Below are 13,318 nucleotides of genomic sequence, written 5' to 3'. Positions count from 1 at the left end.
TAACCAAAGCACACATGGAAACACTGGACTGGATAATAATGCTGGGCACGCTGCTGAGTATCGTGGCTTATGGGGTATGGTACACCCGCAAAGTAGACAACGTACAGAGCTATCTGCTGGGCGACCGCGACTTGCCATGGTGGACAATAGGGCTATCCGTGATGGCCACGCAGGCCAGTGCGATCACATTTTTGTCCACGCCCGGTCAGGCTTATGAAGACGGGATGCGTTTTGCCCAGTTTTACTTTGGTTTGCCAGTGGCGATGGTGATTCTATGTGTGTTTGTACTGCCCATTTACTACCGGCTCAAGGTGTATACTGCTTACGAGTATCTTGAAGGGCGCTTTGACCTCCGTACCCGCACACTCACGGCCATCCTTTTCCTCATACAGCGGGGGCTGGCCGCTGGACTGACCATCTACGCGCCAGCTATTATTCTGTCTACGATTTTGGGCTGGAGCCTGCGGTGGACGGTCCTCTTTATTGGGGCGCTGGTTATCTTTTACACGATGTTGGGCGGCACCAAAGCCGTAAGCGTGACCCAAAAGCAGCAGATGATTGTCATCCTGTCGGGCATGTTCATCGCGGCAATGATCCTGATTTTCCAATTGCCGCCGGATGTGGACTTTAGTGATGCGGTGGGCGTGGCCGGCAAGATGGGCAAGCTCAATGTGGTGGACTTCGAGTTTGATTTGTCCAACCGTTACAACTTCTGGTCCGGCATGATCGGCGGGGTCTTCCTGTTCCTGTCTTACTTCGGCACCGATCAGTCGCAGGTACAGCGCTACCTCAGCGGCAAATCCCTGAATGAAAGCCGGCTGGGGCTACTCTTTAATGGTATTCTGAAGGTACCGATGCAGTTTTTAGTGCTATTCGTGGGTATCCTGGTATTTGTCTTTTTCCAATTCTATCAGCCCCCGATTCACTTCAACTCGGCCAATCTGGAGAAGCTGGAAAATACCGAATATGCGGATGAACTCGCCGACTTGCAAGCGCAGCACAATACGCTCTTCCTCACTCAACAGGAGGAAGTACGGGCGCTCATGGATGCGATTGACATGGAAAACGAACCGGCTATTGCAACTATACAGGAGCGGCTGACCGCCCTGCGGGAAACAGATAAAGAACTGCGCACCGCCACCAAAGACCTAATTCTGCAAGCCGACCCCGCATCTAAGATCAAGGACACGGACTATGTCTTCATCACCTTCGTCACGGAGTACCTCCCGGTGGGGCTGGTAGGGCTGCTGCTTGCAGTCATATTTTCGGCGGCTATGTCCTCCACGGCCTCCGAGCTGAACGCCCTGGCTACGACTACGGTGGTTGACCTCTACCGGCGCAGCTTTGCCAAAGACAAAACTGACCGGCACTACCTGAATGCGTCCAAAGCATTTACGGTGGTTTGGGGTTGCATCGCGCTGATTTTCGCTGCTACGGCCAATTTGTTTGAGAACCTCATACAGGCCGTGAACATCATCGGCTCCCTCTTTTATGGTGCTATTTTGGGTATATTCCTAGTGGCCTTTTTTATGAAAAAAGTAGGTAGTCGGGCGGTATTCATTGGCGCGCTGATTGGAGAAGCCATCGTGCTGGTCATTTTCACACTCAACTCCATGGAGATCATCAACATCGCCTACCTGTGGCTGAACCTGATCGGGTGCACGCTGGTGATGGGCATTGCGTGGATTTTGGAGCAGGTGCTGCCGAAAACGACCGCAACCGACGCTTAATCTTCCATAAAGCCTTGCTGCTTATTGAGGAGGCTTGCTCAGCAAGTCAGAGAGGCAAACTAAACAGAATTGCCTATTTTTAGGGTAAAAACATGCGCTATTTTCTACCTGTGCTGCTGTTGGTTTCCTGCAAACTATCCGCTCAGTATGTGGACCTGAGCTGGCAGCCCTCTTTTTATTGTCAGCCTGCTGAGATTATCCCTTATGGTGGGGAATGGTTTGTTACTGCAGAAACCTACAACCATCAAGGACATAATTCCGGAGGATACGCAGCCCGAATAAATGCTTCAGGCATTCAGCAAACATTTCATACCCCCTGGGAAGACCCTATCTACATGACGGATGCAACAATAAGTAAAAATGGTGATCTAGCCTGGGTAGGAGGGCAGGGAGGCTGCGATTTAATCTACAGCGGCGGTGCCGCTATTCAAAACTCCACAGGTGAACCAATAAGAGTACTAGACAACAATACACAGCCCAATTATCTAAGCTTAATAGAAAGTCTTCAGGACGGCAGGTTTGCAGCCGTAGGCATTCAAGGCACGCTGTTACTCGACTCTTTGCTTAATGTCCTGTTTCGGGACAGTGGTTCTCTGGTATATACGCGCGAGATAAAAAGCAACGGCGACTCCATAGTCTGGGTTCATTTAAAGCGGTTTAACCCAGCATCAACTCGTCTTTACCCACGGTACTACGACGCTACTGACTTGTCTTTCTCTTTAAGCCCTGGATTTATCGGCTTTTCTGAGCCAACCGTAGCCAATATTAAAGACTTTTACCCCTTCGGATTAAAAATTGGTGCGCTCATAGACAGTACGATTTGGGTTTCTGAGTACCCTTTTACAACCTCTACGACCGTAAACCTAATAAAATCTGGTATTGAGTACCAGCACATTCAATACTACGAGGGATATTACTACCTGTTTGGAATGGATGCCAGTAACCGGACATGGATGCAAAAACGTTCTGCTGATCTGGACACCTGGGAAAACTTTCTCATTCCCTGGGATGGTTATTTGTGGGATGTAGCAATACAGGAGGGAACCATAGCCTTATTAGGGCACCGGCTTATCCCTGACGAAAACCGTTACCCTGGACGGGATTTCCCCATTAGTATGCAAAGCGGGGGCGCAGCAAATATGATGACTTTTAAGACGCTATCGCTAAAAACTTTAGAGCACTCCTTTGAAGCTGTAAACATTGCTATTCATAATATCAGTTGGAACGGAAACTACTCCGTCTTGCCGGAGGACAGAATAAATTGTCCCTCTGACGAAGGCGGTTATGGTCAAGTATGGCTTAATGGTTTCACTATTGAAGTCGTCAACCTGGGCAACCGCCCCGTTAGTGGCATATCAGTGAGTACCCGAAGACCAAGTTGTGGGGAATTCACAGACATTTGTGAATCTATTTATGGCTTTTGGTTCCCATTCGAAGACGTGACGATCCCGCCCGGAGGCAGCGCCACACTTACCATTGACGAAGAAATGCAGTTCTTACTACAAGACCTGGAGCCCCCCTATGAGCTCTGCTTTTGGGCTACAGCCCATGGCGCACCGACGGAGCATACTTATCAGGATAACCTGCTCTGCACCAATCTGGATATCCACAATGGAGCGTCCCCCGAGCCTGACTGGCGCATCTCTCCTAACCCGGCGGAACATTGGGTGGACATCACGCTGCCTTCCGGCCTGGATACCGGCAGCGAGCTCCTGCTTTACCATTCCAACGGCCAAATACTCAGGCGCAGCACCTTAGGTCCTGGCACGCTAAAGCACCGGTTTGCGCTGGAGCAATTGCCGGCAGGGCTGTACGCTATTGTCTGGCTGCATGGGGATACGCAAAACGTTAAGCGCTTCATAAAAGCCCCCTGACAACCGTTAAGGGCGGGCTAAAGTGGGTAAGGGCTGTACACGCTATGCTCAGAGGTTTGTATTTTCAAAGCCAAACTTATTGGTATGAAAAAATACATTTACCTGCTGCTGTTACTCACCGCCTGTCAGTCCCCGAGACAAGCTTTCGAAGCAGGAGATTACGACAAAGCCTTCAAAAAAGCCCTTGACCGGTTGGAGCACGGTCAGGGCGACCCGGAACTCCGCGTCCTGATGCGGCGGTCCGCCGAGCAAATCCTGCAGCGCGAGCATGACGTGCGCGATCAACTTTACGCCTCCGATGACCCTGCTGACTGGGCTGAAGCCCTCGACCGCAATGCGGACCTGCAAGAGCAGCTCTCCCCTGCCCTGCCCTATCTGCAAGGCACCCTGCAATATGAACTCGACGGGCTGCAAAGCGAATACCAACGTACCCGGCCCTTAATCTATCAGGCCTACCTTGACCGTGGCCGGCAAAGGATGCTGGAATTTGACACTACCAGTCGCAAATCTACTGCTCAGGCGGCCTATTTTGACTTCAGGCATGCGGAGGAATATGCCGGCAATTCGGTGGAAGCCGCGCTCGACTCCCTGGTAAAAGCAGCACGAAAGGGTGGAACGCTTCAGGCCCGGGTGGAACTCGCCCCCCCTTTTTCTATCGCTTCGATACCGAGCGGGCGCTGGACAACCTTGCCGGGCCTGCCGGGGACTTTTATCAGCTGAGCTATAGCCTAAATCCTGCGGAAGCGGACTGCGTCATCCGGATCAACTTCAGTAATGTGGATATTGACGAATGGGAGGACAGTAGCGAAGACCATCATACCAAGGAAGTCATCACCGGGCACGAAACCAAACGCGACACCAGCGGTAATGCTTATGAGGTGCCTGTTTATGAAGAAGTATCCAGCACGGTGACCTACATCACGCATCACAAGCGGGCGAGCCTTTCTGTATCGGTGGACATCATCAATCAGAGCGGGCAGTGTACGATGTCGGGCTGTTCTTTTTCCGATCAGGTGGAAGCACAGGACGAGGAAGTTGAGATTTCCGGGGATTCACGGGCAATTCCTTCTTCTGTTTCAGAGACCACATTCAGCGATCTACCGGATGATGACGAATTAGCGGAGGACCTGATTGATGCACTGGCAAGGAGGGTAATCAGGTGTTTGAGATAAGAAATCTCTACTCAGTTTGTATGAATTATTGCCTATCTTAGGAGGTACAAAATGCCTAAGTCATGAAAAAATACGCAACAGAAACCAAATGGGCGCTAATCTTTTGTGCGGCGGCCCTGGCCTGGATGGTCTTTGAGAAAGCGATGGGGTGGCATGGCCCCAAAATTGAGCAGCACCCCTATATGACCAATATTTTCGGGCTGGTAGCCATCGTCATTTACGTATTGGCACTACGGGAAAAGCGGCAAAAGCTGGGCGGGCAGATGACCTGGAAGCAGGGGTTTATGTCAGGGCTGCTCATTAGCATTATCGTTGCGCTGCTCAGCCCGCTAACTCAATGGATCACCCATAGCCTTGTCTCGCCGGAGTATTTTCCAAACATGATTGCCTATTCGATAGATGCAGGGTATTACGATTCGCCGGAAGCTGCTGCGGAGTATTTCAACCTACAATCCTATATGATGCAAGGTGGGATCGGCGCCATAATTATGGGCATAGTGACCTCTGCAATTGTGGCCATTTTTATACAGCGCAAACCGGTACAAGCAGCCTGATATAACAAAGGGCGGCAGTTTTTCATCTGCCGCCCCTTCTTTTTGCTGTAATTGCGCGGGTTTAGAACTCCGCGTTGCCCGGCGTACGTGGGAATGCAATCACGTCACGGATATTGCCCATGCCGGTGATGAACTGCACCATACGCTCAAAGCCCAGCCCGAAGCCTGCGTGAGGCGCACCACCAAACTTGCGCAGTTCGAGGTACCACCAAAGTTCTTCCTCGTGCACGTTCATATCAGCCATGCGTGCTTTTAGTACATCAAGCCGCTCTTCCCGTTGTGAGCCGCCAATCACCTCCCCGATCCCCGGGAAGAGGACGTCCATTGCGGCTACGGTTTTGCCCGGCACGCCTTCCTGCTCATCATTCATGCGCATGTAGAAAGCCTTGATAGACGCCGGGTAATCGCGTACAATGACTGGCTTTTTAAATTTTTTCTCCACCAGGAAACGCTCATGCTCCGCCTGCAGGTCTTTGCCCCATTCCACCTCGTACTCAAACTTGCCTTTTTTGTAAGGCTTGGAATTGCGCAGGATGTTGACCGCATCGGTATAGGTAATGCGCTCGAAGTCGTTATCGACCACAAAACGCAGCGTATCGATGAGCCCCATAGCACGACGGTCATTCTTAGGCATGTTCTGCTCCAGCTTCTGAATGCGTTGATCCAGGAATTCAAGCTCTGCGCTGTAGTTTTCCAGGATATGGTTGATCAGGTACTTACAGAAGTCCTCCGCCAGGTCCATATTGTCGAAAATATCGTAGAAGGCGACCTCCGGCTCAATCATCCAGAACTCCGCCAAGTGGCGGGAAGTGTTGGAGTTCTCCGCCCGGAACGTCGGGCCGAAGGTGTAGACTTTACCAAGAGCCAGCGCCCCGATTTCTGCCTGCAGCTGTCCGGAAACAGTAAGGTTGGTCGCCTTTTCGAAGAAATCCTCTTTGAAGTTGACCTCGCCCTCCTCCGTCCGCGGCGGATTGCTGATGTCAAAGTTGGTGACCCGGAACATTTCACCTGCACCCTCGGCATCACTGCCAGTGATGATGGGCGTATGCATGTAAAAGTAGCCGTTGTCATTGAAGTACTTGTGCACGGCGTAAGCGATACCGTGACGGATGCGGAATACCGCACTGAAGGTGTTCGTGCGCATGCGGAAGTGCGCCTTCTCACGCAAAAACTCCAGTGACTGCGCTTTAGGCTGCATAGGGTACTCTTCGGGATTGGCCGCGCCCAGGATTTCCACGGTATCTGCCAGCAGCTCCACATCCTGGCCCGTACCCTGCGACTCCACCAGTTTGCCGGTAGCTTTAATACAAGCGTGGAAGGAAACCTGCTTCAGTATGTCTTCAGGTATCTGCTCAAAATCCACAACGACTTGCAGTGTGCCCATGCTCGTACCGTCATTCAGGGCTATAAAACGGTTGGAACGGAAGGCCCGTACCCAGCCCATAACGGTAAGCTCCTGCCCAATGCGGGGCGTAAAATCTTCAAGTATCGTTTGAATCTCCGTGCGCTTGCTCATTTTTCGTTTTTTAGCATGCCTCTGATGAATAGTTGTTTGCCCGGTAAATTAAAGCTTTACGAGGGACAGGCTTTGGTTTTCAGCCTTCGTATGCTTCCTAAAACCCATAAACCAGGACCCTAAAACACGGGATGCTATGGATAAATTCCCTGCAACCCCATCTTTGAGTGCGCGAAAATAGGGCTTTTAAGAAAAAGGGGGAAATTTAAAGGCCCGCTACTTTCGGGATTTGTAGCGGGCCTTTAATTTCTGTCAGGATTGAGAAGCTGTTTGAATTTAATCCTCAGGTTTTCTTATGGTCTTTTTTCGCCACTCTGCGTTACCAAAATCCTCATTTAGCGCTGCTAAACTCCGGTTTTGGCGCCTTGACTGGCAAAAAAATGCCTCATAATAAATTCCAGAAACCAAATTCAAACAGCTTCTGAGGGCTTCAGAGCTCTGATGCTATGGATTTAGAATAGCGTATTGGACGCTCAGCTGCAGGGACTGATTGAGGAGTTTAGGCTCACTGCCATCGACTAAGCTTTCTCCGTTCCCATCTGTAAATTGAGCATCTATGACCGTCAGAAAGCCGTGGCAAGCCCTCAAATTGACAGTAAGCCGTTCATTTACGACATAGCCGAGCCCCAGCACGGCCGATAAATCGAAATCATTATAAAGCTTTCCCAATATTTCCTCATTCCCAACAGGTTTGCCTTCCTCAATCGTTTCTGCCCGGAACATATAGCTGATGGCAGGACCTGCTTCGATAAAAAAGCGGTCTATGGGAGCAACCCGGAACAATACGGGCAAATCAAAATAATCAAGGCGGACCCGAGAGGCCACCCCAGATATTTCTTCATTGGCGCTGAAACCTCGTCGGGAAAATGTGGGGGAGACTACAACTCCAAAGGTCGAAGAGATCGGCAATTCAACAGACAAACCTGCCTGAAACCCAAAAGCGGTTTCATCATACTCATTTGAGGGTATGGTCTGCCCATTCAGTTCAAATGGATTGTACCATCGTACCGTCGAAATATTGCTTCCAGCAGAAAGACTGATCGTTGGGCGGAATTGAGCAGAAAGTGAAGTCGCCGTTGTTAGCAGCAGAACGGTTAGCAGAAGTGGTCTCATGATTTGATGTTTAGTTTATTGATAAACGAAAAAACCTGGGCGACCACGCGACCCTTACAAAATTTAACATTGTTAAATTCCGAGCCAGTGCCTCAAGTCATGAATCTCTGATACTTAAGTCGAAAAATAACGAAACTTGGGGTGTCAAGGATTTATGGCTTGAGGCACTAGTGTTCCTCCGGAGGGTTTAGCCTAACCTCTTGAATGAGTGCCTCCACTTCTTCTTCAGGCAGGTCGACGAGCTCTGCAATATCTGCTACAGACATCCCTTTGCGGTCTGCCCGGAAAATAAACAGGCGTGTCTTTTGCCATTTGCCTTTTTCAAGACCTTCTTTAAGACCTTTCTGAATACCCGTATTGCGCCCTTCCCTCATGGCCTGGGCTTTGAGTTCCTGTATGATCGCTTCTTCTATGCCCATAGCTTTTCTAGATTTTGTGATACCTCGGACTTGTTCTTCAAATTTAAAGCTAAATTCTGATTTTTGAAAGGGCAGGAAAATCCTCTGCCAAATCTTCAATTAGCCCTTTCCAAAGTATATCGTGGGGTACCATGCCACAATATAAACAAAATATGTCAATTTATTTGTTTTTGTTCAAAAAATACCTTTCTGACCGCTCCATCATAGCTCTAAACTTTTCAGGCGGCGGGGCCTCCACCTTTACCTTACCCTGTTCGCAGGGATGATCAAAAGCAATGGAAACGGCACTTAGGAAAAGACCTTTTTTGCGCAATAGCGGCTTGTCTTCAGGCGTATAGGCGTCATCCCCCAGAATAGGAGTGCCCAGGTGAGCCAAGTGCCGCCGTATCTGATGGGTGCGCCCGGTATGCAGGTGCAGCTCCAGCCATGACAGCCACTCACAATTCAAAGAACGGCATTCCTCTAGCTTTTGGAAAGTGGTTAGTGCAGGCTTGCCATCCAAGTCTCCATCGAGCGTCCCGCTATCCGGAGCACGCCCGCAAACAATAGCCTGGTAGACTTTTCTGACCGTCCGTGCTTCGAAGGCCTGACCGAGAAGCACCTGAGCCCGGCGGGTTTTAGCGACCACAACAGGGCCAGAGGTTGGCGCATCCAACCGGTGCACCGGCATTCCCCAGGGCAGTGCATCTTCCGCCGGAGTTATCGCTAACTGCCCAACCAGTGCATTCAGCAGTGTGCGGTAGTGGTTACCACTAACGGATAGCCCCGGAGGCTTGTGTACCACGGCAAGGAAGTCGTCTTCGTACAAGATTGGAATTCCCAGTGGAAAGGGTTTTGGAGGGTTTCGGTTGAGGTCAATCAGTGAAATGACCATACCAGGCTTTACCCAGACGCCAGTCGTTGCAGGTTGCCCATTTACCTGCACAGCACCACCCTGAATGGCTTTTTTACCTCCTTTCCGGCTGGGAAGGGTTTCAAAAACCTGATGCAAGTAGTCGCTTAGCCTGACCGGAGCTACACCCGGAGGTACGATATGTTCTTCAATAGCTTCCACTGATTAAAGGAAACGAGATTGAATATCGGGCGATGGAATCATGCAGGCCTCTTTTTTTCCGAACCAACGGTACCGGTTGCGGGCAATCCAGTTGTAGATGGCATCACGGATGGGGCGGGGCACTACGATAAAGGCATAGAGTAGCGCCCATCCGCCTTTGAGCTGCCGGGCAACCCGCAAAGCCGCTTCGGAACGGGCGTATAGCTTTCCATCCTGTACCAATACGACAGAGCTGAGATCAGGTAGGCGGGCCCCAAAAGTATGAAGTAAACCCTGCCCTTCTTCTGATTGCAGAGAAGCGAAGCGGAAGCGGGCTTCAGGGTCGCGCTCTATAATAAACTGAACGGAACTGTTGCAAAGATTACAAACACCATCAAAAAGCAATATGGGATGTTTAGTTGTATCCATATTTGATCAACAGACTTAGCAAGTCAGAGTTTTTTATTTAAACAGCGTGTAGTAAAGCTCCTGCACTTTAGATACCGCCTTGACCTCGATCTCATACCGGTTCTTGTCCAGTCCTTTATTGTTGTACTTGGAAATATAAATCTCCTTGAAGCCCAACCGGTTGGCCTCCTGAATCCGCTGTTCCACCCGGTTGACCGCACGGATCTCACCCGACAGGCCAACTTCACCTGCAAAACAAACATCCGTAGGGATAGCAACATCCTCCAAAGAGGAAATCAGCGCAGCGATAATGGACAAATCCATTGCCGGATCATCCACACGAATACCTCCTGCTATATTCAGAAAGACATCATTCTGTGCAAAAAACAATCCTGCTCGTTTTTCCAAAACCGCCAGCAACATACCCAGCCGCCTTAAATCAAACCCTGTAGCGGAACGTTGCGGGGCGCTGTATACCGAAGTGCTGACCAGCGCCTGTGTCTCAATAAGCATTGGGCGCAGGCCCTCAATGGTTGCTGCCACAGCACTACCACTTAAGTCCTCATCCTTTTGGGAAAGCAACAGCTCAGAAGGATTGGACACTTCCCGCAGCCCACTAGCCTGCATTTCATAGATGCCCAGCTCATCCGTACTTCCAAAACGGTTTTTGATGGTACGCAAAATACGATAGGTATAGTTGCGGTCTCCTTCAAACTGCAACACGGCGTCTACAATATGCTCCAGGAGTTTAGGGCCGGCAATGGAGCCCTCCTTCGTGATATGCCCGATGAGAAAGACTGGAATATGCTCCTCTTTGGCAAACCGCTGCAATTCGCCAGCACATTCCCGGACCTGAGAAACGCTGCCTGGCATAGAATCAATATGCGGGCTTGATAAAGTCTGTATGGAATCGATAATCACCAGGGATGGCTTCAGGTTCTGCGCATGTTTCAAAATCTTATTCGTGTTGGTCTCGGACAAGATATAACAGTTTGAGGCCTCGCCACCAATACGGTCGGCGCGCATTTTGATTTGCTCATCGCTTTCTTCACCTGAAACATACAAAATAGTGAAGGGTACGTTGAGCGCAAGCTGTAAAAGCAAAGTCGATTTACCAATGCCTGGCTGCCCTCCTATCAACACCAGGGACCCGGGCACAATACCGCCCCCCAGGACGCGGTTCAGCTCCCCATCAGGAGTTGTCAGGCGAGTGGTCTCTCCAGCTTTAATATCAGGAAGCGGAACCGGTTTGTTTTTCGATGCTTTCTCCGGGGACTTCCAGCCCTTATCTTTTGATTCTATCGTGGTATCCCTCGATATCACTTCTTCAATGTAGGTATTCCACTCCTCGCAATGCGGGCATTTCCCTATCCATTTCGGGGACGTTGCGCCGCAGTTACTGCAAGCAAAAACTTTTTTCACCTTTGCCAACCTTTTTCTATTTTTGATGTTACACTCTCAAATTCAGGCACTAAGATAGAATTGTAGAAGATAAGAGTTGCCTGAAATCAAAACAGTGTTTTTAGAAAATTTTTTTTTTATTAACTTTACACTGTTTAAACCTCTTAGCCTTATTACCTAACACAATCTGTCTTCCTGTTAATTGTAGGCTGTATGACTACTAGCTTACTTTTTCTTTACAACCAGACAGTACTTTTTTTCGTTTACTAACTAGTATACATTACAGAGATAATAATCTCTTGATTTAAATCAGGGGATCAAAGATATATGTAGATTGTTTTCATTTGGTTTTTTGGGGTTATACAGGGTGCTGCACTTCGGTGCGGTGACCCTGTTTTTTTTCCTTAATGAGATGGTCTTGTAAGTACCTGAGCTTAGAAGTTCAGCAAACCCAAGGCTTCAAAGGGTGAAATACGCCCAGCTATTTCGGACTAGTCTCACTAGTAATCTGCACACCTCACACACATTGTGCTTTCGGGCATATACATCAAGCGGGCAGGGGCGATAGGCTGCTTACACCGGCCACAAATGCCAAAATCTTCACGGTCTATTTTTGTCAGGGCAATTTTCAGATTGGTCAATTTTCGTTTGGCAGAACGCAAAGCCGCTTCAGAAACGCCTTTGTTATTGATGGCATCAATACGGCTCACCCGCCCGATCGCATTCTCAGGCGCAATCGGTTTGGTCTCCTCCATCAGGCGCTCCACCTCCTTTGTGGTTTTGACAATGGCGGCTTCGATTTTTGTTTTCAGGGTATTGCGTTCTTCCGGATTCATGTACAATTATTTTTAGCGCTTGTAGCCGAGCCGGCGCATTTCCAACAAGCTTTTGATAAAACAAAAACGCAGAGAGCGCAATTTGGCTCCCCGCGTTTTTGGCTTATTCGGACAAAAGTCCCAACACGCTCTTAATCACTAGAAGAGAAGATAGCAATCAGCCTGAGAATCTCTATATAAAGCCAAACCAATGTAATCAGTAAGCCCATTGCAGAGAACCACTCCATGTAAGCCGGCGCACCGTATTTTTCTCCTTTATCAAAGTTGTCGAAATCCAAAAGCAAGTTCATGGCCGCTACCGCGATGATCAAGAGGCTTATGCCTATGCCGATCATTCCTCCGTCATGCAAATAAGGCAGATTGATACCAAAGAAGCTAAGGACAAAGTTCAGCATGTAGACCACAAAAATAGCTCCGGTAGCCATGATGATGCCACTGCGCAATTTCTGGGTGACTTTGATAATGCCTGTCTTGTAGAAGAACAACATCAGAAAGAACACCGCACTCGTCAAAGTTACCGCCTGGAAGATGATACCATCGAAAGCACTGGCATAGACAGCGGAGATGCCGCCGACAAACAAACCCTCAAGCGCCGCATAGATGGGTGCCAGGATTGGAGAATATTCCATCTTAAACGTAGCGATTAGGACTACGATCAGGCCGCCGATAGCACCGCCCCACATCAGTAGCGGGTTAGCGGCTGCATAGCTGAGTACTGCCGTTGCAATCATCAATGCGCCCAACAACAGCGACTTGTTGACGGCACCAGAAACGGTCATGCGGTCTTCGTGCGCACCTGCCTGCGTCATGTCAGCGTCTAAAACCTGATCAGAGGCCCGCTGAAAAGCCTTCTCACCCATTACAGGATTACGCGATTGAAAAAAACCTTTTTTTCTGCTCATTTTACTACTAGGTTAGTGAATTGCTGTTTAAAATACAGAACTGGTCTGAAAAACGGGCTTGTGATACCCAAAATTCCCTTTTTGAGGCTAAATCTTGACGATTCAGGCTATTTTATCAGACAAGTTCACAGAATGAACTACTCAAATCTACAATTAATTCTCATTTTTGTTGCCGTAGTCCAATTGAACCTCCTGGCCTCAAAGGTGTTTCTTCTACAATACAGAGCCGACACATAAGTTTTTTTGCGTACGTTTGCGGCTGCATAAGAAAAAATGTCCCCGAAAAAATCTCCTAAATACATTTTGCACGCATAAACTGATAAGGATAACATCCAAACTGTAGCATAGATTTAAAAAGAA

The 13,318-nt window shown here is 49.2% G+C and carries 13 protein-coding genes; 5 read left to right on the top strand and 8 right to left on the bottom strand.

All coding sequences use genetic code 11. The features are described from left to right. Positions 1-14 precede the first annotated feature (14 nt). The 5 genes from RIC19_RS21320 (at position 15) to RIC19_RS21300 (ending at position 5,330) form a co-directional block, all read left to right on the top strand. Positions 15-1,730, top strand: a complete 1,716-nt coding sequence (locus RIC19_RS21320; RefSeq protein ID WP_350180396.1) for a sodium:solute symporter family protein — start codon at positions 15-17, stop codon at positions 1,728-1,730. A gap of 92 nt (positions 1,731-1,822) precedes the next feature. Continuing rightward, positions 1,823-3,604, top strand: coding sequence for a T9SS type A sorting domain-containing protein (locus RIC19_RS21315; protein ID WP_350180395.1), 1,782 nt, complete (start codon positions 1,823-1,825; stop codon positions 3,602-3,604). A gap of 84 nt (positions 3,605-3,688) precedes the next feature. Beyond that, on the top strand, positions 3,689-4,324 hold the full coding sequence (locus RIC19_RS21310) for a hypothetical protein (RefSeq protein WP_350180394.1): 636 nt from the start codon (positions 3,689-3,691) through the stop codon (positions 4,322-4,324). 56 nt (positions 4,325-4,380) lie between these two features. Beyond that, a complete protein-coding gene (locus RIC19_RS21305) occupies positions 4,381-4,776 on the top strand; it encodes a hypothetical protein (RefSeq protein ID WP_350180393.1) in 396 nt (131 codons plus the stop codon). Between the two features lie 62 nt (positions 4,777-4,838). Beyond that, on the top strand, positions 4,839-5,330 hold the full coding sequence (locus tag RIC19_RS21300) for a DUF4199 domain-containing protein (protein WP_350180392.1): 492 nt from the start codon (positions 4,839-4,841) through the stop codon (positions 5,328-5,330). Between the two features lie 61 nt (positions 5,331-5,391). On the opposite strand, the gene asnS is transcribed toward RIC19_RS21300, so the two are convergent. From asnS to RIC19_RS21260, 8 genes are all read right to left on the bottom strand, one after another. After that, positions 5,392-6,846, bottom strand: a complete 1,455-nt coding sequence (gene asnS / locus RIC19_RS21295) for an asparagine--tRNA ligase (protein WP_350180391.1) — start codon at positions 6,844-6,846, stop codon at positions 5,392-5,394. Positions 6,847-7,290: 444 nt separating this feature from the next. Beyond that, positions 7,291-7,959: a porin family protein gene (locus RIC19_RS21290; RefSeq protein WP_350180390.1), complete on the bottom strand. Its 669-nt coding sequence runs from the start codon at positions 7,957-7,959 to the stop codon at positions 7,291-7,293. Between the two features lie 167 nt (positions 7,960-8,126). Continuing rightward, positions 8,127-8,378 carry an RpnC/YadD family protein gene (locus tag RIC19_RS21285; protein WP_350180389.1) on the bottom strand — a complete coding sequence of 84 codons (252 nt, stop codon included), beginning with the start codon at positions 8,376-8,378 and terminating at the stop codon, positions 8,127-8,129. Between the two features lie 160 nt (positions 8,379-8,538). Beyond that, the gene (locus RIC19_RS21280) at positions 8,539-9,432 is read right to left on the bottom strand and encodes an RluA family pseudouridine synthase (RefSeq protein ID WP_350180388.1); all 894 of its coding nucleotides are present in this window, start codon (positions 9,430-9,432) and stop codon (positions 8,539-8,541) included. 3 nt (positions 9,433-9,435) lie between these two features. Next, on the bottom strand, positions 9,436-9,840 hold the full coding sequence (locus RIC19_RS21275; RefSeq protein ID WP_350180387.1) for a thiol-disulfide oxidoreductase DCC family protein: 405 nt from the start codon (positions 9,838-9,840) through the stop codon (positions 9,436-9,438). 33 nt (positions 9,841-9,873) lie between these two features. Beyond that, on the bottom strand, positions 9,874-11,250 hold the full coding sequence (radA, locus tag RIC19_RS21270) for a DNA repair protein RadA (RefSeq protein WP_350180386.1): 1,377 nt from the start codon (positions 11,248-11,250) through the stop codon (positions 9,874-9,876). A 470-nt stretch (positions 11,251-11,720) separates the two neighbouring features. After that, complete coding sequence (locus RIC19_RS21265; RefSeq protein WP_350180385.1) at positions 11,721-12,056, bottom strand: TraR/DksA family transcriptional regulator; 336 nt, start codon at positions 12,054-12,056, stop codon at positions 11,721-11,723. Positions 12,057-12,187: 131 nt separating this feature from the next. After that, positions 12,188-12,958 carry a Bax inhibitor-1/YccA family protein gene (locus RIC19_RS21260; RefSeq protein WP_350180384.1) on the bottom strand — a complete coding sequence of 257 codons (771 nt, stop codon included), beginning with the start codon at positions 12,956-12,958 and terminating at the stop codon, positions 12,188-12,190. Positions 12,959-13,318: the final 360 nt, after the last annotated feature.

The organism is Phaeodactylibacter sp. (genome assembly GCF_040219495.1).
In the GTDB taxonomy this organism is placed as follows: Bacteria; Bacteroidota; Bacteroidia; order Chitinophagales; family Saprospiraceae; genus Phaeodactylibacter.
The sequence above is the reverse complement of the archived record's forward strand: the minus strand, read 5'-3'. Positions and strand labels throughout refer to the sequence as shown.

Bases quoted from the DNA above. Each gene is read 5' to 3' on its own strand.
- RIC19_RS21320 (WP_350180396.1), top strand. From the start codon at position 15: ATGGAAACACTGGACTGGATAATAATGCTGGGCACGCTGCTGAGTATC.
- RIC19_RS21315 (WP_350180395.1), top strand. From the start codon at position 1,823: ATGCGCTATTTTCTACCTGTGCTGCTGTTGGTTTCCTGCAAACTATCC.
- RIC19_RS21310 (WP_350180394.1), top strand. From the start codon at position 3,689: ATGAAAAAATACATTTACCTGCTGCTGTTACTCACCGCCTGTCAGTCC.
- RIC19_RS21300 (WP_350180392.1), top strand. From the start codon at position 4,839: ATGAAAAAATACGCAACAGAAACCAAATGGGCGCTAATCTTTTGTGCG.
- asnS (WP_350180391.1), bottom strand. From the start codon at position 6,846: ATGAGCAAGCGCACGGAGATTCAAACGATACTTGAAGATTTTACGCCC.
- RIC19_RS21290 (WP_350180390.1), bottom strand. From the start codon at position 7,959: ATGAGACCACTTCTGCTAACCGTTCTGCTGCTAACAACGGCGACTTCA.
- RIC19_RS21285 (WP_350180389.1), bottom strand. From the start codon at position 8,378: ATGGGCATAGAAGAAGCGATCATACAGGAACTCAAAGCCCAGGCCATG.
- RIC19_RS21275 (WP_350180387.1), bottom strand. From the start codon at position 9,840: ATGGATACAACTAAACATCCCATATTGCTTTTTGATGGTGTTTGTAAT.
- RIC19_RS21265 (WP_350180385.1), bottom strand. From the start codon at position 12,056: ATGAATCCGGAAGAACGCAATACCCTGAAAACAAAAATCGAAGCCGCC.
- RIC19_RS21260 (WP_350180384.1), bottom strand. From the start codon at position 12,958: ATGAGCAGAAAAAAAGGTTTTTTTCAATCGCGTAATCCTGTAATGGGT.